We start from the raw sequence: 21657 nt of genomic DNA, 5'->3' as shown, positions 1-21657 counted from the left end.
TTAACCGCCACCTGACACGATGTCGGTCACATCCTAGAAGCGAAGTAAGTGCCTGCCGCCCAAACTGTCCCGCCACCCTCCTGTCCACCCGCGGACAGCCTCGCACCCCGGTACCTTCGCGCCCCGACACCCCTCTCGGGAGCACCGGTGATCGAGTATCCCCAGATGCGAGACAGCATCGTCGACGCCCTCGAAAAGCCCTCCGACCCCGACTACCAGCGGCGCGTCCGGGGCGAGAGAAGGCTCCCGCACCCCGGCTACTACGACGACACGATCATCGCCGAGAACCCGTACCTTCACATCGGCAAGACCCTGCACGACGTCGGCGCGGAAGCCCCGCCCTACCGGACGCTTCGATCTGACCAGGGTCCACTACAGCCGGCTCTTGCCGACCGCGCTCATCCGAACCCGTTCGGGCTGGTCGAGCCTGGCCCGAGCAGGGCCGGCGCGGGCTTGACGCGCACCAGGAGGTACAGGTGCAGGCCTTCGGAAACGGACGCCTGGAGGGTTCCCACAGAGCCGCGATACCGATCGTCGACGACACCGATGCCGTCGGGGTCGTGCGCGATGAAGCGGACACGGTGCAGCTCGGTCCAGGGCAGCGCGGCAGCGCGCCGGTAGGACCTCCCTGAACGCAGCCAGAGCTCGAGATAGACGGGGTGGAGGACCATGAAGAGATTCCTGTCCCGCAGCTCGGACAGCTCACCTGCCCGGATACCGCAGAGATCGGTGTCGGGGCGCACATCGATCAGGGACAGGTCGAACCGTTGCCCAGCGCCGCCGACTCCGGCCAGGTGGACCGGAAGGACGAGCCGCGCGGCGGTCGGGATCAGCCGGACGCGCGAGCCGAGCCCGTCGTTCTTCAGCGAGGCGCGGCCGACGAGTAAGCGGGGCGTCCAACGCCGCGCGAGCGCGATCATCCAGATGACCACTCCGGCGAGGAGCGGGATGGCGGCCAGCAAGAACGGCCTCTGCCCAGCGAGCATTCCCATTCAGGCACCCCGTTCCCAGCCGCGTCCGCGCCAGTGCATCTCATGTTCGGGAGACGAAAAGCCGTATGCCCTTGTGGGGCAGCATGCCCTGCCTCTGTGTGCGCCCATGATCGCACAATGTGGGCATTTCAAAGGGACATGATGCGCGGGTGGTGGATGTGGCACCGCCGCTCCGGGACAGAGGGCGGGTGGTCGGGTAGGCCGTAACGGGGTCAGAAATGGCCGCGACCTACGAGTCGCGACGCTGTCCACGTGGCGGAACGGCGCGAAGTCAGGTTCCTGTGCCGACCGTCGGGAGGCGTTCCCGAATCCGCTGTCATGGAGTTCGCGTTCAGCTGGCCGTTGCTGCGGCCGCCTCAGGTGGACGCTGGTTATGAAAACCGTGGCCATAGGCCGGGTCGCGCTCTGGCACGGCGACGTCACGCATCCCGCCCGGCAGCGCATCCTCCGCGACCCGCCGGACCTGCTGCTCACCACGCCCGAATCGATCGAGGCCATGCTGGTGAGGACCAAGGTCGACGTCCGACCAGATGGGAAAGGCGCGCTGGTACGGCACGGCGGTGACCGGCACCGGCTTCGCCTTGACCCGCGCCTGCGCGAGGTTCTCCTGGGCGCCGACCCTGCCGTGGCGCTGACCGACCGTGCCGTACGGCACCTGACGGAAGCCCGCGAAAGGAACACCGGCACGGTGCACCCCGGCGCACGGTCATCACCCGTGACGGCGACGCAGACGTCCGCTGGTGGACCTGGGCCGGATTCCGCGCCAACGCCGTCCTGACCGCGACCCTGGCCGGGCTGACCGACGAGACACAGCGCTACCAGGACGAATGGATCCGCTTGCGTCCCGACCTGACCCGCGAGATGTGGCAGGCCGCGACCACCGATGCTGCCGACCGCCTGTGCCTGCCCGACATCGACCAGCGTGCCTTACGCGGCCTGAAATTCAACGAGGCACTACCCGAACGCCTCGCCACCGCCACCCTCGCCGCGCGCCTCGCTGACCTCGACGGCGCGCACGACGCTCTCGCCGACCGCGTCAGATTCACGGCCGGGCCGCCTGGTCGATGAGCGCGCCGCCCATGCCCGTGCGGCGATATCTTCGCGTTCCATGGACCCGGACGACGCCCGCGCCGCCTTCACCTGCTCGTTCTGCGCCGGCACGATCCCTGAGGCTTCGCCGGAACTCCGCAGGCTCACCGTCTCCCGGCTGGACGGGTTTCCTTCGCAGGAACTCTTCGTCCATCGGACGTGCCTGATCAGAACGATGTCGTCGGACATTCCGCGAGGCGAGGTGTTCGAATGATCTCCTTGAGGTCGCATGTTCGGGCCGTCGCGTGGCGCCATATGTGCTCCGGACGTGGTGATCGGGGATGCGATACGTGGCCCTGGCACAGGATCGGGATCGGGATTGTCCAGGATCGGCCATGGGCCAGAGTCTCCCGTAATATTGCTGATCTCACGTAGCCTCCTGGCTGAACGTCGATGCAGCCGCCTCGCTAGGGGAGCATCACGCGCCGGCAGGAGAAAGGGCCGAGACCATGGGAGATCATTCCGGGCTGGAGAAACTCCTCAATCCCGGAGCATCACCCACGGGGACTCCCGGTGTCCCCCCTCACCTGGCTCCTATTCTGGACAATCCAGGGAAGCTCGAGTATCGCCAACTCGAGTCGCTCGGTGATGCCGCCCGGGCCTGCGACGTGGTCGCGGACTTTGTCCGATCAGGCATCAGTAAGACAGGCCGACCCACTGAAGCGGCCGCCAAGGGACTCAACGGGTTCAGTTCTGCGGCTCAATTGAACGGGCTGGTCAACTCGTGGCATTCCAACGGGAAATTGTTGGCCGATCACATCGACAGTATGGGCCCGCGGTTGGCGAGGACCGCCACCGCCTACCGCCAGGCCGAGGAGAAGATTCGAGCGGCGATCAACAAGGTCTGGAACGTGGGGAACTGACGTGGTGGGCTTCGCTTCGCTCAGAGACGCCCGTTTCGACGAACTCAAGACCGCGAGCCAGGCCTGGCTCACCTATGCGAACTACATCCGCGGATCGGCACAGGTCTACGCCACCGACGTCATCGGTGGCGTCGATCGGTCCGGCTGGAAAGGGATCGCCTCGGAGGTCGCGAAGCGCGAGATCACTCCGGAACACCAGCGGCTGAAGCGCGCCTCGTTTACCGCGTTCAGCATCTACAACACTCTTGCCGGAGCGGAACAGGAATTCCGGCAGGCTCAACGGGACCTGCGGAACGCGATGAACGAGGCCCACAGCCTGCATATCCGGGTCGGAGATGACGGCTCGCTCACAGCTCCCCCGCTTCCGGCGGCGGATCGTCACGATCCGGAGAGCCGCATCATGTGGGGCGCCACCCTGCGGCGTCTCAGTGGTGCGATGCGGACCGCGATCGACCATGCGACGAAGACCGACCAGAGACTCGCAGCGGCACTCCCGAAGCTTTTCGCCGAGAACGCCTGGCGGGAAAACCTCCCGACCGATCTCACCGACGTCCCGCCGCTGTGGCCGGTGACGGACTTCGGTCGTCCCTGGGGAGTGGAATCACCGACCGACCGCGACCGGGAGACGTACCGTAAGGTCGAGTTGATCGCGCTCGGCGGCTTCAGTAAGCAGTGGCCCATCGCGGGGAGTCTGCTCGCCCACTGGCTTGCTGGAAGTGGCGACACCAGGCACGTCAATCCCGGCGAGATCATGGATCGCAGCCCGGAGATGAGAAGCGAGATCGAGCGAACGCTGGCCCAGAATCCCGGGTCGGGACGGTTCGATTCCGGCTGGAAGAGCGCCAATTTTGATTACCGCACGAACCTTGATATGTACTATGCATTTAATGGCTACCAGTACAGAGTGCACGGTGAGGGAGGCAACTACACCGTCGAATTCTACAAGCGGTATAATTTCGGAACCGCCGATGAGGACCGGCTTCCGTTCAAGGCGCCTCTGGTGGGGACCGTGAACCAGCCCGACATATCCCATCTGAACACCACCGGCCTGACGCGGGATTTCGACGTCTACGGATCATCGGAATACCGACGGTGAAGGCGCGTTCCCTGCTCACCGCGCTCGTCGGCGCCGTGTTGGTGGTCTCGGCCGGGACGGCGGCTTACACGCTGCTGTGGACACCCGACGGGCCGTTCGCCGAGGGGAACGCCGACCCCCGCACCGCCAAGGGCTCCGATCCGCGGATCTCCTTCGAACGGGCGGCCGATGACCTGAGGCTGCGTCTTCCGCCCGTTGTATCCGAGGTGCGCTACTTGGCCAGGCACGACTCCAGGCCCTACTTTTTGTGGTTCTCGTTCGTCACCTCATGCTCGGCCTTCCCCGAGTTCGCCACCGACAACGACCTCGTGCGCGGCAGCGTGAAGCAGGCCGACTCGATCGCGTTGGAGCGCCTTCGGAAACTGGCCCGCGACCTCGGACGCCCCATCCCGGAAGGCCCCACCGCGACGGTGTGGACGGACGAGAACGAGAACGACTCGACCAACCGAGCCGTCGCCACCACTCATGTGGAGAACCGGGAATGCCAAGTGGTCGGGGCGTTCGAGGCCTACTCGTGAAACGCCTGGCGTATTGGACTCTGGACGAAGGTCGAGACTTCTGCCGGTGCGCGCAGGGCGTCATGACGTTCACCAGAGAAAGCTCGAACGCGTAGTCATGTCGCTAGGGAGAAACCTGAAGTTCGTGATGGGAAGTCACCTCCGTAGCCGGAGCGGCCGACGTCAAGTCGCTCCGGCAGCGGAGGCAGGGATCAGGGGCGGTGCTGTGGTCCTCGACGGGACCGCGGCTTCGCAGGTCCGGCCCGTCCTTGCGCCCCTACGTTCACCTTGGGGGTGGAGGACGGGCGAGGCGGAACGAGGGACATCTGTCCGGTGAACCAGTTTCGCGCGGCCGTCTGGTCGGGATGGTGCGCCAGCAGGGAGAGTGCCTCCTCGCAATGCTGCTCGACGATCTTCCTATGGCCGAGGCGCCGGTGCCGGACCACGTCCTGCCGCAGGGTCTGAACACGGCGGAGTTCCTGTGCGCGCCGTTCCTCGGCCATCGTGGCGGCCTGCTCCTCGGCCCGGGTGCCGGGATCCAGGCCATCACCCCAGATCTGCTTCTTGAGGTCTTCTCGGAACGCTCGCCATTCCGGCTCGTCGGGTGTCTTGAACCGGGGGATGTCGAAGGGGGCGGTGCCCGTCATGGCTTCGTTGAGGTAGTACTCGCTCGCCGCTTCGGCGAGCTGATCCTGTTGTCTGACCTTGTCCCAATTCATGCGTCCCATCAGCTGCTCCTGTGCAGAGGAAGGAAGGGAGATGAGTGTCGGAGGGGCCTGATAGGAGTCGTTGGCCGAGGTACCTGGACGTCGTGTGCGTCACACTATGGTGCCTGAGAGCAGGTGCGTCAACCATAATACTAGTGGTTTATTGGATTCACGGCCATGTCAGGCTCTGTAGAGACGGTCGACGTGAGAGCTCGTGGATGGTCTCGGTGCCGGGCGCTACTGTGGGCTCGTGAGCGAGTCCTACCTTCTGATCCTGGGAGATCGCGACGCCATCGCCTGGGTGCTGGGTGACCAGCGCATGGCCTTCCCGCCGACCGCGCGGTCCGAGGTCGACCGGCTTGCGGTAGAGGACGAACTGCTGATCTATGCCACGCGCGGTGCGTTCGGCAACCCCACCCGGGACAGAGGGCGGGTGATCGGGCGGGCCGTGGTGGAGTCGGTTGTGGCCGCACTGGAGCGGCCCGTCGAGTTCGGGGAGCGCGCCTTCACCCGGGGCTGCGACCTCCGCGTCGAGGCGCTCGCTCCGTGGGGGAACGGCGTGGAGTTGGGCCCCCTCGTCGAACGTCTGGAGGCGTTCCCGGATCCCCGGTCATGGAGTGTGCGGCTGCGCCGTCCGTTGCTGCGGCTGCCTCAGGGGGATGCGGGCCTGCTCCGCGACGCCCTCGGGTCCCTCGCGGGAACGCGCGCCGACCATCTCGCCGGCTATCAGGCCAGAGTGCGCCAAGCCGAGACGTCCGCCGACGCAACGGCGTAGCCAGGAGTCATCAGAGGGGCCGGGGAAGCACCGCCAGCCCTGGCCTGCTCGTTCAGTTCGGGCCGGTGATGGTGCCACTGGCGCCCCAGTTCCGGTACGTGACGGAATAGAAGGAGTGCAGGTTCGTGCCGGGCCCGGCATGCGTCAAGACGTTGATGTCGAGCCGCACGGGCAAGTGCGAGCGCGTGACCACCAGCGTGTAGGTGGCTCTGCTGGGAGCACCGGTGAAGAACTCGTAGAACGATGCGACCGGGCCGCTCGCGGCGAGGATGTCGCAGGGAACCGTTCCTCGGAAGGTACGGGTGCCAGCGTCTTCTCCGCGTCTGATGGAGGTGGTGTTCCGCATCAGCGCCTGAATATTGTACGGCGAACTCACCCAGCGGGCCTGAACCGCCATCCAGACATGGGGGGTGTCCCTCTGGTCCGCGTCCGGGTGGGCGGAGTATTCACGCTCGACATTATTTCGGTAATAGGCTTTGTTGTTGATGAGGACGATGCGCTCTTTGTGGCCGGCTCCAAGGCCGACCGAAGGGGCCCGGACGGTCACGTCATAGTTCGTTCCCGCCCCGGGATTGTACTGAAAGCGTCCTTTGGATTCGAAGACGTCTTCACCCTGCCCCAGGGCGCCTTCGGCGGAGAAGGATGCGGTACGGCGCGCGCTCACGGCATTGTCGATGGCGGTGGCGATCTCGGCCGGCGAATTGGGCATCGCCGGCCGTGCCGGGACGGATTTGCGTGCGGGCTTCTTCGCTGTGCTTTCAGGCGTGCTCGACTTGAGCGGTTCGGCGGCGGGGGCAGAAACTGCCACCGGTGCAACTGGGGCGGCGATGGAGCCGGTGGCCATTACCGCTACCAGCGCCATGACGGCTGCCGCACCCACGTACAGGTACCGACGCCGTACCGGACGTGTGGGCGGCAGGCGGACGGTGGTCCAGCGGGCGGTACGGGCGTTGGCGAGAGTCTGATCGTCGGCCGTGGCCAGGGCGCGGCCCCGCGCCAGGGCTTGCGAGGCGTTGATAGGGCCGCCGGAGTGTTCGAGTAGCCGGAGAAGGACGTCCCGGCTGTGCGGCCTCCGCTGCGGGTCCTTCTGGAGGCACTGGCTCACCAGTTCGCGGAGGGGGCCGCCGAGTCCGTCGAGGTCGGGCTTGCCGGTCATGATGCGGTTCATGACGGCGGGCAGGGAATCCTGGCCGTACGGGGGACGGCCGCTGGCCGCGAAGGCGATCGTGGCGGCCCAGGCGAAGACGTCGGTCGCAGGAGTGACGGTCGCGCCGGCGAGCTGTTCGGGGGCCATGTACGACGGGGTGCCGATGATCGAACTGGTCGCGGTGAGCGTCGCATCGAGGGTCCGGGCCACGCCGAAGTCGATGACGCGGGGTCCATCGGGCCCGAGCAGGACGTTCCCCGGCTTGAAGTCCCTGTGGACGACGCCCGCCATGTGAATGGCGGCGAGCGCCGTGGCGGTGCCGATGGCCAGCCGGTAGAGGACCGGCCCGGACGGGACGCCGCGCTGCTGGACCTGCAGTTGCAGGGTGGGGCCGTCGATGAACTCGGTGATGACGTACGGAACGCCGTCCTCGTGCCCCATGTCCAGGATCGGTGCCGTACAGAAAGAGGCGACCCTCCGGGCGGCTCGCACCTCTTTGAGGACGTTCGTGTGCGTACTCTCGTGGAGCAGTTTGATGGCGACTCGTTCACCCTGCTCGGTCTCGGCCAGGTAGACGACGCCCTGACCGCCCTCACCGAGGCGGCCGAGGAGACGATGAGCGCCCAGCCGTTCGGGATCGCGCGACGTGAGGGGCCGGCTGTACGCCGCGCTCATTTCCGGCCTTCCTGTCGTGTCCGGCTCAGGCGTTCTGCCATCTCGGACGGCTGTTGAGGGGTTTGTGTGCACCGAAGTTAACGTAGAAATCGTCTGTGAACTTCATGAACCCCTTCGCTGCCGGTGAACGGTCCATGTCCGGTTCCGGCCAGGCCGGTCCGCGCGTAATTCGTCAACGGCGGCTTCATCGATACCGCGTTCCAAATACGCGCTCGCCATTTGATAACGGACCATCGCGGCCCTGTCCTGAACCGGGTTGCAGTGTGAGGGTCGGCCGAGTGGTTCGTTGTGGTGAGAAACGGTGGCCAATGACCGCCGGCCAGGCTCCTCTAAGGCAGGCCCTGGACGATGTCCTCCGCCACGCGATCGGCTGACGTCGGCAACTCGGCGGCGGTGAGGCCGGGTGAGTTGCTGCCCGTAACGCTCACCCAGACGACGAAGTAACCCTTGCGGATCACGACTCCAAGAGCAGTGGTGGAATCGCTGTACCAGCAGGCTTGAGTTGCGCTGACCGCTGGCTGCCGGCACTTCTTTCCAGAGATGAACGCCGAGTATCCCGCCTTGGACTGCAAGTATTCGTCTTCGCCGATCAGTCGTTTCGTCTGAGCGGACACGTGCGCGTAGATTTTGCCTTGCTTGGCCTTGTGGCCTTTGGTGTCACGACTTGTCCACTCGCACTCAGGGCGAGTATTGCCTGGATGGTCTCCCGCTCGATTCCTGTTTCCTGTGGAAGGGCCGATCAGATGGTCCGTGAGAGCAGTGCTGATCAGCTTGCATGGTTCGGGAATGATGACGCCGGTGTTCTCGAACTTCGGCTCCACGTCTTCTGGTCCCGGGTTGCTACAAGCGCTCAGTCCGACCAGTGCGACGAACACCGTTGGCAGAACGAGCGGGAGACGGGAATCCGACCGGGAGATTCGGGGCATGTGATGTGGCCGTCCACTTGTTACTGGTGACGTCGAGATTCTTTTGTTTGCCTATCTGATGACAAACCAAAGTCTGTCATAGCAATTCGGGCAGTGACTCTAGTGGGGTAGTCAAAGGACTGTCCAGTCGTCGGCGAGATTCCTTGGGACGAAAAGTGCCAAAAGTGCGATATGGGACGTGCCGGAAGGGGGCAGCGTTTGATGAGGCCGGTGAGGCCTGCTACTACGGCGGTAAGGCGATCGGCGTTCAGGGAACGGCCGCCCGGGTTGCGGAGAGTGGCGCCTGAGAACGTCATCTTTCCGCCTATGTGGGCTCCGAGCAGGTCGACTTCGCCGTTGGCGGTGAAACCGTCGTTCAGTTCGACGTCGCCCGTGGTGCGCAACTGGCGGGCGGAAAGACCGGGCAGATGGCAGCCGGGAAGGCGGATCGTCGACGCGGACGCCTCGTCGAGGTTGGGGGCGTGCTGCAGGTGGCAGGCGCGCAGCAGCAGGGAGCGCGGCAGCGTACGGGATTCGAGGTCGAGGCGGCCGGTGATGCGGGCGCCCGCGATCTTGATCGGCGGGCCCGGGGTGGTGAGGATCTCGATCAGCGGCCGGGCCTCGATGGTGCGGGCGGTGTCCCAGGTGGCGCCGTTCGCGGGGTCGTCCAGGGCCGGGTCCCCGGTACGCAGGTCGGCCGGCTCGCCGGCATTGATCCGATCAAGGGGCATCGAGAAGCCTCCGGGTGATCAGCGGGCTGCAGATAAAAGGGATTTCAATGGCGAAAAGTGACGAAAGCAGCTGATCATGTCGTGGCTTCGATAATTGTCGGCCGGGGTATAAGCGATGCGAGACGGATCGAAACGCCACCATGGAGTATCGAATGTACGCCTCCCGCTGTGCAGTGGTCACTTTCAGTGCCTTTGCGCTCACTGTCGGTTCTGTCACTGTTTCCGGTCCCGCTTCGGCGGCCGCGATCAACTATGTCGCGCTCGGCGATTCGTACTCCTCGGGTACGGGGGCGGGCGGCTACGACCCCGGGGCCGGGGTGTGCAACCGGAGCGCGCACGCCTATCCGAAGAAGTGGGCGGCGGCCAATTCGCCCGACTCGTTCAAGTTCGTGGCCTGTTCCGGGGCGACGATCCCCACCGTCACGAGCGGGCAGTTGAGCGCGCTCAGCTCGTCCACGACGCTCGTCAGCGTCACGGTGGGGGGCAACGACGCCGGGTTCGGCAAGGTGATGGAGACCTGCGTGCTGCGGTCCACGGCCTCCTGCAAGACCGCGGTCGGGAAGGCCGAGGGCTACATGGAGGACACGCTGCCCGGCCGGCTCGACACGCTGTACGGGGCGATCCGTTCCAAGGCCTCGTCGGCGCGGGTCGTGGTGCTGGGGTATCCGCGGCTGTACCTCAAGAACAGCGAGGGCTGCGTCGGGCTCAACCAGACCAAACGCGGCGTTCTCAACGGTGCCGCCGACACGCTCAACACCTCGATCGAGAAGGCGGTCGCGCGGGCCGGCTTCGTCTTCTCGGACGTACGGGACGAGTTCTCCGGCCACGAGTTGTGCTCGGGCGACGGGTGGCTCAACTCGGTGACCTGGCCGCTCGGCGACTCGTACCATCCGACCGCCCGCGGCCACGCCGACGGCTACCTCCCCGCGCTCAAGTCGGCCGCCCGCCGTTCACTGGCGGTCAAGCGCGACGCGTAGTGCTGGATCGCCACTCCAGGGCCTCGGGTGTCTCGGTGTATTCGAGGAGATGGTTGCCCGCGATGCTCTCCAGCGTCGCGCGGACCTCCGACGGTGTGGCGTAGAAGAACTCGCGGCGGAGGTTGACCTGGTTGACGCGCTGCTCCGCGAACGTCTGGTGCAGGCGGCCCTCCAGGCCCACCGCGTCGTCGCTGAAGATCAGCGCGTGAACGTCGAAGCGGAACGGCACGGACGCGTCGCCCAGCTCGCGGACCCGGTCCATGGGATCGAGCCTGCGGGTCATGCCGATCTTGACCATCCGCTCGCCGAATGCGCCGATGTTCGAGATGACGTACACGTACCCGGCCCGGGTGTTGGCCGCGCGGCCCTCCACGTCGGTGAGCGCGCCGTCGACGTCGGTGAGTTTGGCGCGCATCTCGGCGGCGCCCGCCGCGTCGCCGTTGGCCTCCAGGCGGGCGAGCGCCGAGTGGACGTGTGAACGCTCCTTGAGCAGGCGCGCCTTCTCCCGCTCGAACTCCTTGCGCGCCTTCTCCTCCTCGCGCTGCACCTCGCGCTCGGCCCGGACGCGTTCCTTCTCCTCCTCGGTCTTGGCGAGATGGTCGGCGGTGAGCCGCAGCTCCGTGATCCGGACGCTCCGGTACTCGCCGCTCACCCGGATGTCCATGGTCTTGCCGAGCCGCTCGATGGTCTGGGCGCTCTTGTCCAGCCGCTCGATCGCCGACTGCAGCTTGTACGGGCGCATCGTCCGGACGAGGTTGTCGGCTTCGGCGTTGTAGGCGCGAAGCATCAGCTTGGAGAAGTCCGTCACCATCTTGCGGCCCTGGGCGGCCGACCCGTTCACCTGCCAGTCCGTGGCGCCGACGACGGCCCGTCCGGTGCGCGCCATGGCCTTGATGCCGTCCTTGACCTTGGCGAGTTCGGCCTTGTACGCGACCGCGTCGGCGAGCGGATGCTGGTACTCGTACACGCCCGCCTCCTGGAGCAGCGCCAGGTCCTGCGTCTCGACGATGCCGTCCCGCAGGCGCTCGTACTCCCGCCGGGTCGCCTGCGTTTCGCGATGCAGGCCGGCCGCCTCATCGCGGAGCCGCCGGTTCTCGTCGGCGAGCTGCACCGTCCCGAGCGCTCCCAGCCGGGCCAGTTCCTGGATCAGGTGCGCGTTCTCCAGCTCGAGTTCCTCGATGCGCTGTTTCCGGCCACCGAACATGGGGCGCCGCTCGTCCCGTACGGAGGGAGGGGGCGATGGCGACATCGGCGGAGGTGGGCTGGTGTACGTCGGCGCGGCCGGCGGCGGCGCCATCGGCGGGACGGGCAGTGCCGGGGGAGCGGCGTCGGGGGCCGGAATCCAGAACTGCCAGCCGGGAGGAGCGGGCAGCCAGGAGGGATCGGGCTCCCAGCCGGGTGGCGGCGTCCAGCCGTTCGGGGGACTGGGCCAGGCCGGAGGCGAGTTGAAGCGCCACGCCGCCGAGTCCGCACCTCGCGGACCGACCGGAACGGGCGGGGCAACCGGAGCGACAGGCGCAGGCGGTGCTGGGGTGAACGGTACGGGCGGGGCCGCTGTCAGGTCGCGTACGAGCTGAACGACATGGGGCGCGTCCTGGTCGTGAAGGTCGCCGAAGTCGGTCTCCTCGCCCGATGCGTCCTGGACGACCAGGAACCAGCGTTGCTGGTACGACTTGCGGGCCTCGATGGCGGCGACGGCGGTGAGCGGGAGTTCCTGGCGCGGGCCCTTGCGGGCGAGTTCGGGGGCGCAGAATCCGATGAGCCGCCGCGTGGTGACCGCCACATGCGTGAGTTTCGGGAGCGCCTTGACGGTCGTCACCAGGGCGAGCAGCCGCTCGTCGCCCTTGACGAACAGGCCGAGCACCTGGCGGATCCGGGCGGTCTCGCCGGGGTCCACATCGGCGCCGATGTGCAGGTCGGGGTGGGGTGCCGTCATCGTTTCCTCGCTGCTCGTCTCCGGTGGTACGGAACGGAGGTGATCTGGCCGGATGATCCGGGAGCGAGCGAGGTCGCCGGCGAAGGTCGGACTCGTTGGCGCCGAGTCCCCGTTCCAGAAGAGGGACGCGCCGGCTGGAGCGGGCGTTTACCGGTGGCCGGATGTGGAGGGGCCGTTACGGTACGCGGCCGAGGCCGCCGAACAGGTTGGTGGTGCGGTGCTCGACGGGGATGGGGCCGTCGGGGTGCCAGCCGCAGATCTGTACCAGGCCCGGGTCGAGGAGTTCGAGGCCCTCGAACAGGGCGAGGATCTCCTCATGGCTGCGGAACCGCGTCGTGAACGGGACGTTCTGCATCTCCCGCTTGGCGGCTTCGACGCTCTCGGGCGGGTGAAGGTCCCAGGACGCGTGGGCTATGAGCATGTGGCTCCCAGGAACGACGGCGTCGCGGTAGCGCGCGACGATGCCCGCCGGGTCCTCGTCGTCGCCGACGAAATGCAGGACGGCGTTGATCAGGACCGCCATCGGACGGTCGAAGTCCAGCGCGCCGCGTACCTGGGGGTCGCCGAGGATGCCGTCGGGGTCGCGCAGGTCGCCCTGGACGACCTCGGTCCTGCCCTGGGACGCGCCCTGCAGGAGGGCACGGCCGTGGGCCAGCACGATGGGGTCGTTGTCGACGTACACGACGCGGGTCTCGGGCGCGATCCGCTGCGCGACCAGGTGCACGTTGTCCTGCGTCGGGAGGCCGCTGCCGATGTCGAGGAACTGCCGGATGCCGGTCTCCTGGACGAGCCGGCCCACCACGCGCCGCAGGAACGCCCGGTTCGCCCGGACGGAGTCCGAGATGAACGGGTTGATCTTGAGCATCCGATCGCCCTGCTCGCGATCGGCGGCGAAGTTGTCCTTGCCGCCCAGCCAGTAGTCGTACACCCGTGCCGGGTGCGGGCGGTCGGTTTGCAGCTCGGTCGAATCCCCGCGAGTGGCCTCCACCGGGCCTCCGTTCGTGTACGGCTGGTCGTGCGCGGCTGGGAGCCTCACATTACCGACAGTCTCGGAGACCGGTTGATTTATGGCGGAAATACGGGAGTTCGCGCCGCGCCTGTCACGGAGAGTGCCGGACGCGGTCGCCGGAACGCGGTGTCAGCGGCACAGGCCGCCGCCGCAGTCTCCGTCACCGTCGTAGTCGATGCTGTGCTCCAGGTCGAGGTACTCGTCCTCCGGCCATAGCTCGTCGGCCAGGCAGGCGAGGTACTCCTCTTCCCAGGGCTCCAGTTCGGCCGTCATCGATTCGGGATGCACGCCGGCCGCTTCCGGCGGCGCGGGTGGCGTCGGCTCGGGTTCCGGAGCCGGCGGTCGCGGGCGCGCCGCGTTCCGGGAACGGCGGAACCGGCGTGGCAGGCTCAGCGCGAGCAGGCCGGCCAGAGAGGTGAGAACGAGGGCCGTGATCACACCACGCTGTCCTTCCGTAAGAGCCTTTCGTAAGGAGCAAACCAGTTGAAAGCTACTAGCCGGATGTTTCGGATGGGCAACGACATGCCGCATGCGGGGCAGAGTGATGCCGTGAAGTTTTCTCACGCTTGGCCGGAGGCCCGGGAGCTGGGACGGCTTGTTTGGGACTACCTGGTATTCCGCACCCCCTTGGCGCCCGCCGATGTCATCGTGGCGATGGGGTGCCACGACCCGCGCGTCGCCGTACAGGCCGCCCGGTTGTGGCACGAGGGCCGGGCCCCGCTGGTGGTCGTATCGGGCGGACGCGGCAAGGTCACCACGGACTGGGACGAGACGGAGGCGCGGGTGTTCGCCCGCGTCGTACGGGAGCACGGCGTACCGGAGCACGCGCTGCTGCTGGAGGAGACCGCGACCAACACGGGCGAGAACATCACCGCGACGAGGCGCCTGCTGGCGGGCGTACCGGTGAGCCGGGGGATCCTGGTCGCCAAGCCGTACATGACCAGGCGCTCCCTGGCGACGGCGATGCGCCGGTGGCCCGAGGTCGAGTGGCTCACGTCGGCGCCCGAGGTGGGGTACGACGCGTACCTGGACGGCGAGGAGGGGCGGCGCTTCCTCGAGCTCATGGTCGGCGACCTGCAGCGGATGGTGGTGTACGCCGAGCGCGGGTTCCAGGTGCCGATGCCCGTACCGGACGCGGCGTGGGCGGCGCACGAGGAGCTGGCCCGGCTGGGGTACGGGCGCTACCTGATCAGCTGAGCCCGCGGGGCGCGGCCGGGTCGGCGGGGCCCGAAAATGTCAGACCCTCCTCGTAGGTTCATGGGTAGAGCGAACGCCACGAGAGAAGGCCACCAATGAACGCCTCGGATCTGGCACAAGTGCTGTTCACGACGACGTTGCAGGCGTCCGAGCATCCCACGGACGAGCGAGTGCGAGAGGTCATCGGCCGGCGGCTGCGCGGCGGTGAGCCCGGCCGCTTCGCCGCGTACGTCGCGCAGGAGGCCGGCGACCACCCGGAGGCATACGCGGAGCGGATGCGCTGGGCCATCGCCACCGTCGACCGAGCCTACGCCCCGAGCCGCCCGGTCCCCGGCCGACCGGCAGTGCGCCGGCGCGGTCGGCGCGGCCTCATCGCGGCTTGATCCACTGACCGTGCCGGGGAGCCCGCCGTCCCTTCACAGGGGCCGGGACGGCGGGGCACAATCGGCTCATGGCCACGGCGCAAGCGTTTACTTACTGTCGGATCTGCGAGCCGCTGTGCGGGCTGGAGGTGACCGTCGAGGACGGTGCCGTGCTCCAGATCCGGCCCGACCGCGAGCATCCGCTGTCCAAGGGGTTCGCCTGCCCCAAGGGCATCGCCATGACGGAGATCCAGAACGATCCGGACCGCGTGCTGCGTCCGCTGCGGCGCCGGTCCGACGGCGAGTTCGAGGAGGTGAGCTGGGACGAGGCCCTCGACGACATCGCGAGCAGGCTCAACGCCGTGCGCGAGCGGCATGGCGGGGGTGGGATCGGCTGGTACCTCGGCAACCCCGGCACCTTCTCCTACAGCCATCCCCTCTGGCTGAACTCGTTCATGGGCGCGCTGGGCTCGCCGCACATCTATTCGGCCGGCTCACAGGACGTCAACAACCGGTTCGCCGCGAGCGCGCTGCTGTACGGCGCGCCGACGCTGGTGCCCATGCCCGATCTCAAGCGGACCGACCTGCTGCTGATGCTGGGCGCGAACCCGCTGGTGTCGCACGGCAGCCTGATCACCGCGCCGCGGATCAGGGACGACCTGTCGGCGATCGTCCGGCGCGGCGGGCGGATCGTGGTGGCCGATCCGCGGCGTACCGAGACCGCGCGGGCGTACGAGCATCTGCCGGTACGCCCCGACGGTGACGTCTGGCTGCTGCTGTCGCTGCTGAACGTGATCTTCGAGGAGGGGCTGGAGGACGGCACGGCGTGCGAGGCCCAGGCGCGCGGCGTCGCGACGCTGCGCGAGCTGGTCACCGGCTTCCCGCCGGAGAGCACCCAAGTGCACAGCGGCGTGCCCGCCGATGGGGTGCGTGCGCTCGCCCGGGATCTGGCCGCCGCCGAACGCGCCGTGGTGTACGGGCGTACCGGCACCTGCCTGGGCCGGTACGGGACGCTCACGGCCTTCCTGATCGACGTGGTGACGCTGGTGACCGGCCATCTCGACCGGCCGGGCGGCGGGATCTTCGGGGAGTCGCCGCTGCGCATCGAGGAGATCCTGCGCAGGTCGGGGCTGGGCACGTACGCCAAGACCAGGTCGCGTGTCGGCGCGTACCCGGACGTCCTGGGCACCTTCCCCGCCGGTGTGATGGCCGAGGAGATCACCACGCCGGGGCCGGGCCGGCTGCGGGCGCTGGTGGTGTCGGCGGGCAACCCGCTGCAGACCGTCCCGGGCAGCGCCGCCCTCGAGGCCGCGCTGGACGAGCTCGACCTGCTGGTGTGCATCGACCTGTACGTGTCCGATACGGGGCGCAAGGCCGACTACGTGCTGCCCGCGACCACGTTCCTGGAGCGCGAGGACCTCCCCCTGCCGTTCCTGCAGAACTACCTCACGCCCTACGTGACCTGGACCGACGCGGTCGTCAAGCCGCGCGGCGAGGCCCGGCAGGAGTGGGAGATCATCGACGATCTGGCCCGCCGGATGAAGCTCGGGATGGGCGCCCTGCCGGTGCAGCGGCTCGCGTACCGGCTGGGAATGCGGCCCTCGCCCCGCTTCATGGTCGACGCGCTGCTGCGTACCGGCCCGCGCGGCGACCGGTACGGCCTGCGCCGGGGCGGGCTGAGCATCCGCAGGCTACGCAAGAATCCCCGTGGCATCGTCCTGGCCGAGCACCACAAGACCGGAACCCTGCGCCGCAGGATCGTGCACAAGGACAAGCGCGTTCATGTGGACCCGCCCGAGATCGTCGCCGAGATCGAGCGGCTGGCGGGCGCTCCGGATCCGTCGACGGACTATCCGCTCCGCCTGATCGGGATGCGCGAGCTCCGGTCGCACAACTCGTGGATGCACAACGCTCCGGCCCTGATGAGGGGGCAGCGCGAGCATGCGGCCCGGATCAATCCTGAGGACGCCGCCGCGTACGGGATCAAGGACGGGGCGCTGTGCCGGATCGCCTCCGCGCACGGCGAGATCGAGCTGCCGGCCAAGATCACCGACGAGATGACCCCGGGCGCCGTCGCCGTACCGCACGGCTGGGGCCACCAGGGCGGATGGAAGGTGGCCAACGCGGCCGGAGGCGCCAACGTGAACCTGCTCGCCTCGCCCGACCCGCAGGATCTCGAACCGCTGGCGGGCATGGCCCACCTCAACGGCATCCCCGTCACCATCGCCCCGGCGGGGCCGGCCTAGGGCTTGGTTCAACGTCACCTCAGCCGTCGCGCGAGCGCGTTACCTGGCCGGTGAGGCGATGCCGAAGGCGAGTCTCACTGGTCAGATCGCGGAGCGATGCCGCGCTCGCACAAGAACCGGTCACGGTGCGAGCCGCCAGGCGAGCACCGTGGGCCGGGGCTTAACGAACACAGCCGCCAGGCGAGCACCGTGGGCCGGGACTTTAAGACACGCCGGGACTTTAAGCGTGGGTGGGGCGGTGGGGGGCGATGACGCGGCCGTCAGGGAGCAGTTCGCCGGTGTCGTCGAACAGGACGGTGCCGTTGCAGAGAAGGCTCCAGCCCTGCTCAGGGTGGCTGGCCACGATGCGGGCGGCCTCCCGGTCGAGGCCGCCGTGCGCGGGGCAGGGCGGCTGGTGGGGACAGCGGACGGAGTCGGTTCGGGCGGACATTTGGGTGTACCTCCACTGTGTCCTGATTTAGGACATAACTGAGCTTGCCGAGGGACGCCCGTAATATGCAAGTTGATGGGGAATTCTTTACTCTATCCGCCCGTGGCCGATCAGCGTCGCAGATCGTCGTCCGCCTCGTCCCCGTGGTCCACGTCGAGCCCGACCACCGACAGGCAGCAGGTGCAGATCCATTCGGCTATCACGGCCTCCGGATTGGGGGCGTGGGTGCGGTACGGGTGCGCGAGGCGCCGGCGCCGCATGCCGTGGCCGCAGGAGGAGTGCAGGAGCCGCCCGCACTTGGGGCACGGCCAGACGTCCTCGCGGCGGAGCCGGCACTGCGGGCAGAGCGGCTCCTCGTACGGTTCCGGAAGCTCGGTCGAGGCGAACTCGTTCCGCCACTCGAGTTCGAGGTCAAGATACTCGTCCGCGGGCCAGTGGTGGTCGGCGAGCCACGCCAGGTACTCCTCGGAGCCCGGATCCAGCACCGCGGTGAGCGACTCGGGGTGATCGGTGGAGGCGGCGGCGGAGGCGGTCGCCGGCGGAGGGGAGGTCTCCGGCCTGCGCCGCGCGATGGCCAGCAGCGCGAGCAGGCAGAAGATCGCGGTGGCGGCCAAGCCTGTCGCCGTGGCCATCGGGGCGTCCTTTCACGATCTTGCTGCGGGCGGGGCGGATCATGAATTCGGTTCACAAAACGCTGCGAACGCTACAAGAAAGGCTGTTTACCGAAAAGTCGATCACAAAAGAATCTTGGTCAGGGGGCCTGTCGGAGGCGTGTCCGCAACCCGCGCCCGGCCCGCCTCGCGGACCGCCGGGGATGTCCATGATCGTGCCGACCTCTACGCTGTCGGGGCGGAAACGGATGTTCGTGGACAGGGGCGGGATTGAACCAGGAGACGGGGCGGCCGCGCACCGATGATCTGGAGGCGGCCCTGGCGTCGGTCTCCACCGCGGCGCGGCTCGGCGCGCTGCTGCTGGAGCTGCGGCATCGCGCCGGGCGGTCGATGCGGGAGCTGGAGGCGGGCAGCGGCCTGCCGGGGCGGGCGATCTCGGATCTGCTCACCGGGCGGAGGTTTCCGGACGAGGCGGGTCTGGCGGCGTTCCTGCGGGCGTGCGGCGTACCGGACGGGCGGTTCGGCGCCTGGCTGGCGGTGGCCGCCCGCTACGGAGCGGGTCCGGCCGACCGGCCTGGCGCGGACCCGGCCGACCTGTACGGGACTGTTCTGGCCGATCCGCACGGTACGGGCTCGACCCGGGAGCTGACCCTGCCGCTGGCGGGGATGGACATCGATCCGGACGCCACCCTGAGCGACGGTACGGCGGTGTTCCGCGGCCGGCTCGAAACGGTGATCGCCCAGGCGCGCAAGGAGATCCTCGCCGAGGTCCGCACGGAACTGCTCGCCGACGTCCGCGCGGAGCTGCTCGTCCAGGTACGGGACGAGCTGCTCGCCGAGGTGCGCGAGCAGGCGGCCGCCATCCTCGCCGATGCCGAACGGCAGGCCCGGGCCCTGCTGGACGAGGCGATCGAACGGGCAGGGAAGGCGGCGTACCGCAGCGGCCTGAACGCGCTGCACGGCGAGCGCGGGCCCGTCTCCCTGACCGGATTGCTGGGCATTCCCGACCCGCGCGACCTGGATCCCCAGCGGATCTGGGCGGCGGGCCGCCGGACGGTGCCGATCGGCTTGGACGAGGAGGGACGGCCGGTCGAGCTCGTTCCGTACGAGCACGGCCTGATCGCCGGCGCCGCCGGTTCCGGGGCGCCGGAGCTGCTGCGCGCGATCGTGCTCGGCCTGGCGCTGGCCCGGCCGCCGGAAGCCCTCACCATCCTCTCGCTGGCACACACGAGCCTCGCGACGTTCGCCGGGATGGAGGCGTTGCCGCAGGTCGCAGCACACCTCTCGTTCTCCGGGGACGCGGCGCGCTCCGAGCACGCCGATCGCATGTACGAGGCGCTCTCGGGCGAGCTGGCGCGCAGGCGGGAGGTGTCACGTGCGAGCGGCGACGGCGCGTCGCCGCCTCTCCCGGCGCTCCTCGTGGCCGTGGACGATCTCTCGGCGCTGATCGCGGACAGGCCGGACTTCGGCGAGCTGTTCGAGCTGATCGGACGGACCGGCGCGGCCTTGGGCGTCCACCTGCTGGCCGCCACCGAACGCTACGACGAGACGAGGCTGCGCGGCCTGGCACCGCACCTGGACTACCGGATCGTCCTGCGGACCTCGTCCGAGGCGGAGTCGCGGGCGCTGCTCGACGGCCCGGACGCCTACGCGCTGTCGCACGAGTCTGGGCAGGCCTTCATCCGGCGGAGTGGTGAGCCGGCGGCATGGTTCAGGACCGCGCAGGCCCCGGACGACCTGGTCGGCGTCGTCGCGAGCCGGATGGCCGGGCACGGTACGGCGCCGTTCCGGATCTGGACGCCGCCGCTGGACGGGACGCCGTCGCTGGAGGAACTGCTCCCCGAACCGCCGGAGGAGCACGGCCGGCTGCGCGCGATCGCCGGGCTGATCGACCGGCCCTTCGACCATCGCCTCGAGACGTACGCGCTGGACCTGTCCGGAGACGCCGGGCATGTCGCCGTCGTCGGTGGCCCCCGTACCGGAAAGACCACCGCGATCCGGACGCTGGTGACATCGCTGGCGCTCACCCACGGCCCGGGCGAGGTGCGCTTCCACTGCGTCGACCTCGGCGGCGGCGGGCTGGCGGACCTGGACGGGCTGCCGCATGTCGACGGCGTCATGACCGGGTTCGACGCCGAACGGCTGCGGCGTACGGTCGAGGAGGTCCACGCCCTGCTGGAACGCCGCGAACGCCGGTCCGCTGAACGCCGACCGGCCGGGGGACGCGGCTCCTGGGACGATCAGGGCGATGTGTTCCTGGTCGTGGACGGCTGGTGGACGCTGTTCCGGGACTTCGAGCCGATCGCCGAGGCCGTCGGCGAGCTCGCGGCCCGGGGCCTTCCGTACGGTGTGCACGTGATCGCCTCGTCCGCCCGCTGGGGCGACTTCGGCGAGGAGGTCCGCCGCCTCTTCGGATCCCGGCTCGAGCTGCGGCTCCCCGATCCGAACGAGTCCGAGACCGGCGCCGAGCGCGCGATGACCGTACCCCTCGACCGTCCCGGACGCGGCCTGACCGGCGACGGGTTCCACTTCCGTACGGCGGTCGCCGACGTCGGCGCCGGGACGGACGCGCCGTCCGGCACGGCGATCCCGATCAGCATGGACCGGCAGGTGTACGTGGATTTCGCGGACGATCCGCACTTCCTCGTGCTCGGCGACGCGGGCAGCGGCAGATCCGGCGTGCTCCGCCATGTCGTCGCGGGCATCACCGAGCGCTACCCGCCCGAGCGGGCCAGGATCGTCTTCATCGACTTCGAGCGCTCGCTGCTGGAGGTGGCCGGCACCGAGCACCGGATCGGGTTCGCCGCCACCGTTTCGGCGGCCGCCGCGCTGGTGAACGACATCTGCGCCTCCATGAGAAAGCGGCTGGACGCGTCCGGCGCCGAGACCTCGTGGACGGGCGCCGAACTGTTCCTGATCGTGGACGACTACGAGAAGCTCGCCGTACGGGACGGCCCGCTGCGGCCGCTGGCCGGGCTGCTGCCGCATGCCAGGAAGATCGGCCTGCACCTCGTCGTGGCGAGCGCGGCGGGCACGGCGGCCGACGACGCCGTCACGGCGATCAGGCCCTGCCTGCTGATGTCGGCGGAGGAGGGCCGCCTGCCGGCCGGTCTGCCGCCGCAGAAGCTCCCGCCCGGCCGCGGACGGCACATCGACCGGGACGGCCGCGTACGCCCGCTCCGGATCCCACCTCGCCCTTCCTGACTTCCTGACCCCCACCCTTCCATCGCGCTGACCACCAATGTTCACCGGTGTGCCTGGGATGTTGACTCGTGGCGTGTTCGTCTGGAACGACATGGCCGGAGGCGAACACGCCACGAGTCAACGTAGGCGGCGTCGTGGTGAGGGTGCGTGGTCATCGCACGAGCCCGTCCTTAAGTCCGCTTTCGCTCCTGCTTGGTGTGATCGTGCC

22 protein-coding genes are annotated in these 21657 nt (G+C 68.5%); 12 read left to right on the top strand and 10 right to left on the bottom strand.

The features are described from left to right. Positions 1-398: 398 nt before the first annotated feature. Positions 399-962, bottom strand: a complete 564-nt coding sequence (locus ACH34Q_RS00450) for a hypothetical protein (protein ID WP_395980638.1) — start codon at positions 960-962, stop codon at positions 399-401. A gap of 403 nt (positions 963-1365) precedes the next feature. Here ACH34Q_RS00450 and ACH34Q_RS00445 point away from each other — a divergent pair, with 403 nt between their 5' ends. From ACH34Q_RS00445 to ACH34Q_RS00420, 6 genes are all read left to right on the top strand, one after another. After that, complete coding sequence (locus ACH34Q_RS00445) at positions 1366-1770, top strand: hypothetical protein (RefSeq protein WP_395980637.1); 405 nt, start codon at positions 1366-1368, stop codon at positions 1768-1770. Positions 1771-1829: 59 nt separating this feature from the next. Beyond that, positions 1830-2060 carry a hypothetical protein gene (locus ACH34Q_RS00440; protein ID WP_395980636.1) on the top strand — a complete coding sequence of 77 codons (231 nt, stop codon included), beginning with the start codon at positions 1830-1832 and terminating at the stop codon, positions 2058-2060. A 40-nt stretch (positions 2061-2100) separates the two neighbouring features. Further along, the gene (locus ACH34Q_RS00435; RefSeq protein WP_395980635.1) at positions 2101-2295 is read left to right on the top strand and encodes a hypothetical protein; all 195 of its coding nucleotides are present in this window, start codon (positions 2101-2103) and stop codon (positions 2293-2295) included. 235 nt (positions 2296-2530) lie between these two features. Continuing rightward, positions 2531-2944: a hypothetical protein gene (locus ACH34Q_RS00430; protein WP_395980633.1), complete on the top strand. Its 414-nt coding sequence runs from the start codon at positions 2531-2533 to the stop codon at positions 2942-2944. Position 2945: 1 nt separating this feature from the next. Continuing rightward, positions 2946-4040, top strand: coding sequence for a hypothetical protein (locus ACH34Q_RS00425; RefSeq protein WP_395980632.1), 1095 nt, complete (start codon positions 2946-2948; stop codon positions 4038-4040). Next, on the top strand, positions 4037-4558 hold the full coding sequence (locus ACH34Q_RS00420; RefSeq protein ID WP_395980631.1) for a hypothetical protein: 522 nt from the start codon (positions 4037-4039) through the stop codon (positions 4556-4558). Before ACH34Q_RS00425 ends, ACH34Q_RS00420 begins: the two co-directional genes overlap by 4 nt. 191 nt (positions 4559-4749) lie before the next feature. Here the strand turns inward: ACH34Q_RS00420 and ACH34Q_RS00415 are convergent, their stop codons facing one another. Continuing rightward, entirely contained in the window at positions 4750-5265 is a 516-nt protein-coding gene (locus ACH34Q_RS00415) for a hypothetical protein (protein WP_395981084.1), read from the bottom strand. 229 nt (positions 5266-5494) lie between these two features. Between ACH34Q_RS00415 and ACH34Q_RS00410 the strand changes: the two genes are divergently transcribed. Continuing rightward, the gene (locus ACH34Q_RS00410) at positions 5495-6019 is read left to right on the top strand and encodes a hypothetical protein (RefSeq protein WP_395980630.1); all 525 of its coding nucleotides are present in this window, start codon (positions 5495-5497) and stop codon (positions 6017-6019) included. A gap of 52 nt (positions 6020-6071) precedes the next feature. On the opposite strand, the gene ACH34Q_RS00405 is transcribed toward ACH34Q_RS00410, so the two are convergent. The 3 genes from ACH34Q_RS00405 to ACH34Q_RS00395 all read right to left on the bottom strand — a co-directional run bounded on the left by ACH34Q_RS00405 (position 6072) and on the right by ACH34Q_RS00395 (position 9477). Then, complete coding sequence (locus tag ACH34Q_RS00405) at positions 6072-7841, bottom strand: serine/threonine-protein kinase (RefSeq protein ID WP_395980629.1); 1770 nt, start codon at positions 7839-7841, stop codon at positions 6072-6074. A gap of 329 nt (positions 7842-8170) precedes the next feature. Then, complete coding sequence (locus ACH34Q_RS00400; RefSeq protein WP_395980628.1) at positions 8171-8662, bottom strand: hypothetical protein; 492 nt, start codon at positions 8660-8662, stop codon at positions 8171-8173. Between the two features lie 125 nt (positions 8663-8787). Then, positions 8788-9477: a hypothetical protein gene (locus tag ACH34Q_RS00395; protein WP_395980627.1), complete on the bottom strand. Its 690-nt coding sequence runs from the start codon at positions 9475-9477 to the stop codon at positions 8788-8790. Between the two features lie 173 nt (positions 9478-9650). Between ACH34Q_RS00395 and ACH34Q_RS00390 the strand changes: the two genes are divergently transcribed. Then, on the top strand, positions 9651-10454 hold the full coding sequence (locus ACH34Q_RS00390; RefSeq protein WP_395980626.1) for an SGNH/GDSL hydrolase family protein: 804 nt from the start codon (positions 9651-9653) through the stop codon (positions 10452-10454). On the opposite strand, the gene ACH34Q_RS00385 is transcribed toward ACH34Q_RS00390, so the two are convergent. The 3 genes from ACH34Q_RS00385 to ACH34Q_RS00375 all read right to left on the bottom strand — a co-directional run bounded on the left by ACH34Q_RS00385 (position 10438) and on the right by ACH34Q_RS00375 (position 13837). Next, the gene (locus ACH34Q_RS00385; protein WP_395980625.1) at positions 10438-12390 is read right to left on the bottom strand and encodes a DUF4041 domain-containing protein; all 1953 of its coding nucleotides are present in this window, start codon (positions 12388-12390) and stop codon (positions 10438-10440) included. The genes ACH34Q_RS00390 and ACH34Q_RS00385 overlap by 17 nt on opposite strands. A 175-nt stretch (positions 12391-12565) precedes the next feature. Then, entirely contained in the window at positions 12566-13378 is an 813-nt protein-coding gene (locus ACH34Q_RS00380) for an SAM-dependent methyltransferase (protein WP_395980624.1), read from the bottom strand. Between the two features lie 150 nt (positions 13379-13528). Beyond that, entirely contained in the window at positions 13529-13837 is a 309-nt protein-coding gene (locus ACH34Q_RS00375; protein WP_395980623.1) for a hypothetical protein, read from the bottom strand. A gap of 111 nt (positions 13838-13948) precedes the next feature. On the opposite strand from ACH34Q_RS00375, the gene ACH34Q_RS00370 reads away from it, so the two are divergent. The 3 genes from ACH34Q_RS00370 (at position 13949) to ACH34Q_RS00360 (ending at position 17204) form a co-directional block, all read left to right on the top strand. Then, entirely contained in the window at positions 13949-14596 is a 648-nt protein-coding gene (locus ACH34Q_RS00370; protein WP_395980622.1) for a YdcF family protein, read from the top strand. 95 nt (positions 14597-14691) lie between these two features. Then, positions 14692-14979 carry a hypothetical protein gene (locus ACH34Q_RS00365; RefSeq protein ID WP_395980621.1) on the top strand — a complete coding sequence of 96 codons (288 nt, stop codon included), beginning with the start codon at positions 14692-14694 and terminating at the stop codon, positions 14977-14979. 68 nt (positions 14980-15047) lie between these two features. Next, positions 15048-17204 (top strand): molybdopterin-dependent oxidoreductase, encoded by a 2157-nt coding sequence (locus ACH34Q_RS00360; protein ID WP_395980620.1) that lies wholly within the window; start codon positions 15048-15050, stop codon positions 17202-17204. Between the two features lie 220 nt (positions 17205-17424). Here the strand turns inward: ACH34Q_RS00360 and ACH34Q_RS00355 are convergent, their stop codons facing one another. Together ACH34Q_RS00355 and ACH34Q_RS00350 are read right to left on the bottom strand one after the other, a co-directional pair. Then, on the bottom strand, positions 17425-17634 hold the full coding sequence (locus ACH34Q_RS00355; protein ID WP_395980619.1) for a DUF5999 family protein: 210 nt from the start codon (positions 17632-17634) through the stop codon (positions 17425-17427). 110 nt (positions 17635-17744) lie between these two features. Further along, positions 17745-18266: a hypothetical protein gene (locus ACH34Q_RS00350; protein ID WP_395980618.1), complete on the bottom strand. Its 522-nt coding sequence runs from the start codon at positions 18264-18266 to the stop codon at positions 17745-17747. A 249-nt stretch (positions 18267-18515) separates the two neighbouring features. On the opposite strand from ACH34Q_RS00350, the gene ACH34Q_RS00345 reads away from it, so the two are divergent. Next, complete coding sequence (locus ACH34Q_RS00345) at positions 18516-21449, top strand: FtsK/SpoIIIE domain-containing protein (RefSeq protein ID WP_395980617.1); 2934 nt, start codon at positions 18516-18518, stop codon at positions 21447-21449. Positions 21450-21657 lie beyond the last annotated feature (208 nt).

Origin of the sequence: Actinomadura sp. 9N407 (assembly GCF_044326315.1) — a bacterium.
Lineage (GTDB): Bacteria > Actinomycetota > Actinomycetes > Streptosporangiales > Streptosporangiaceae > Spirillospora.
Note: the sequence above shows the minus strand (reverse complement) of the source record. Positions and strands in the feature narration are given on the sequence as shown.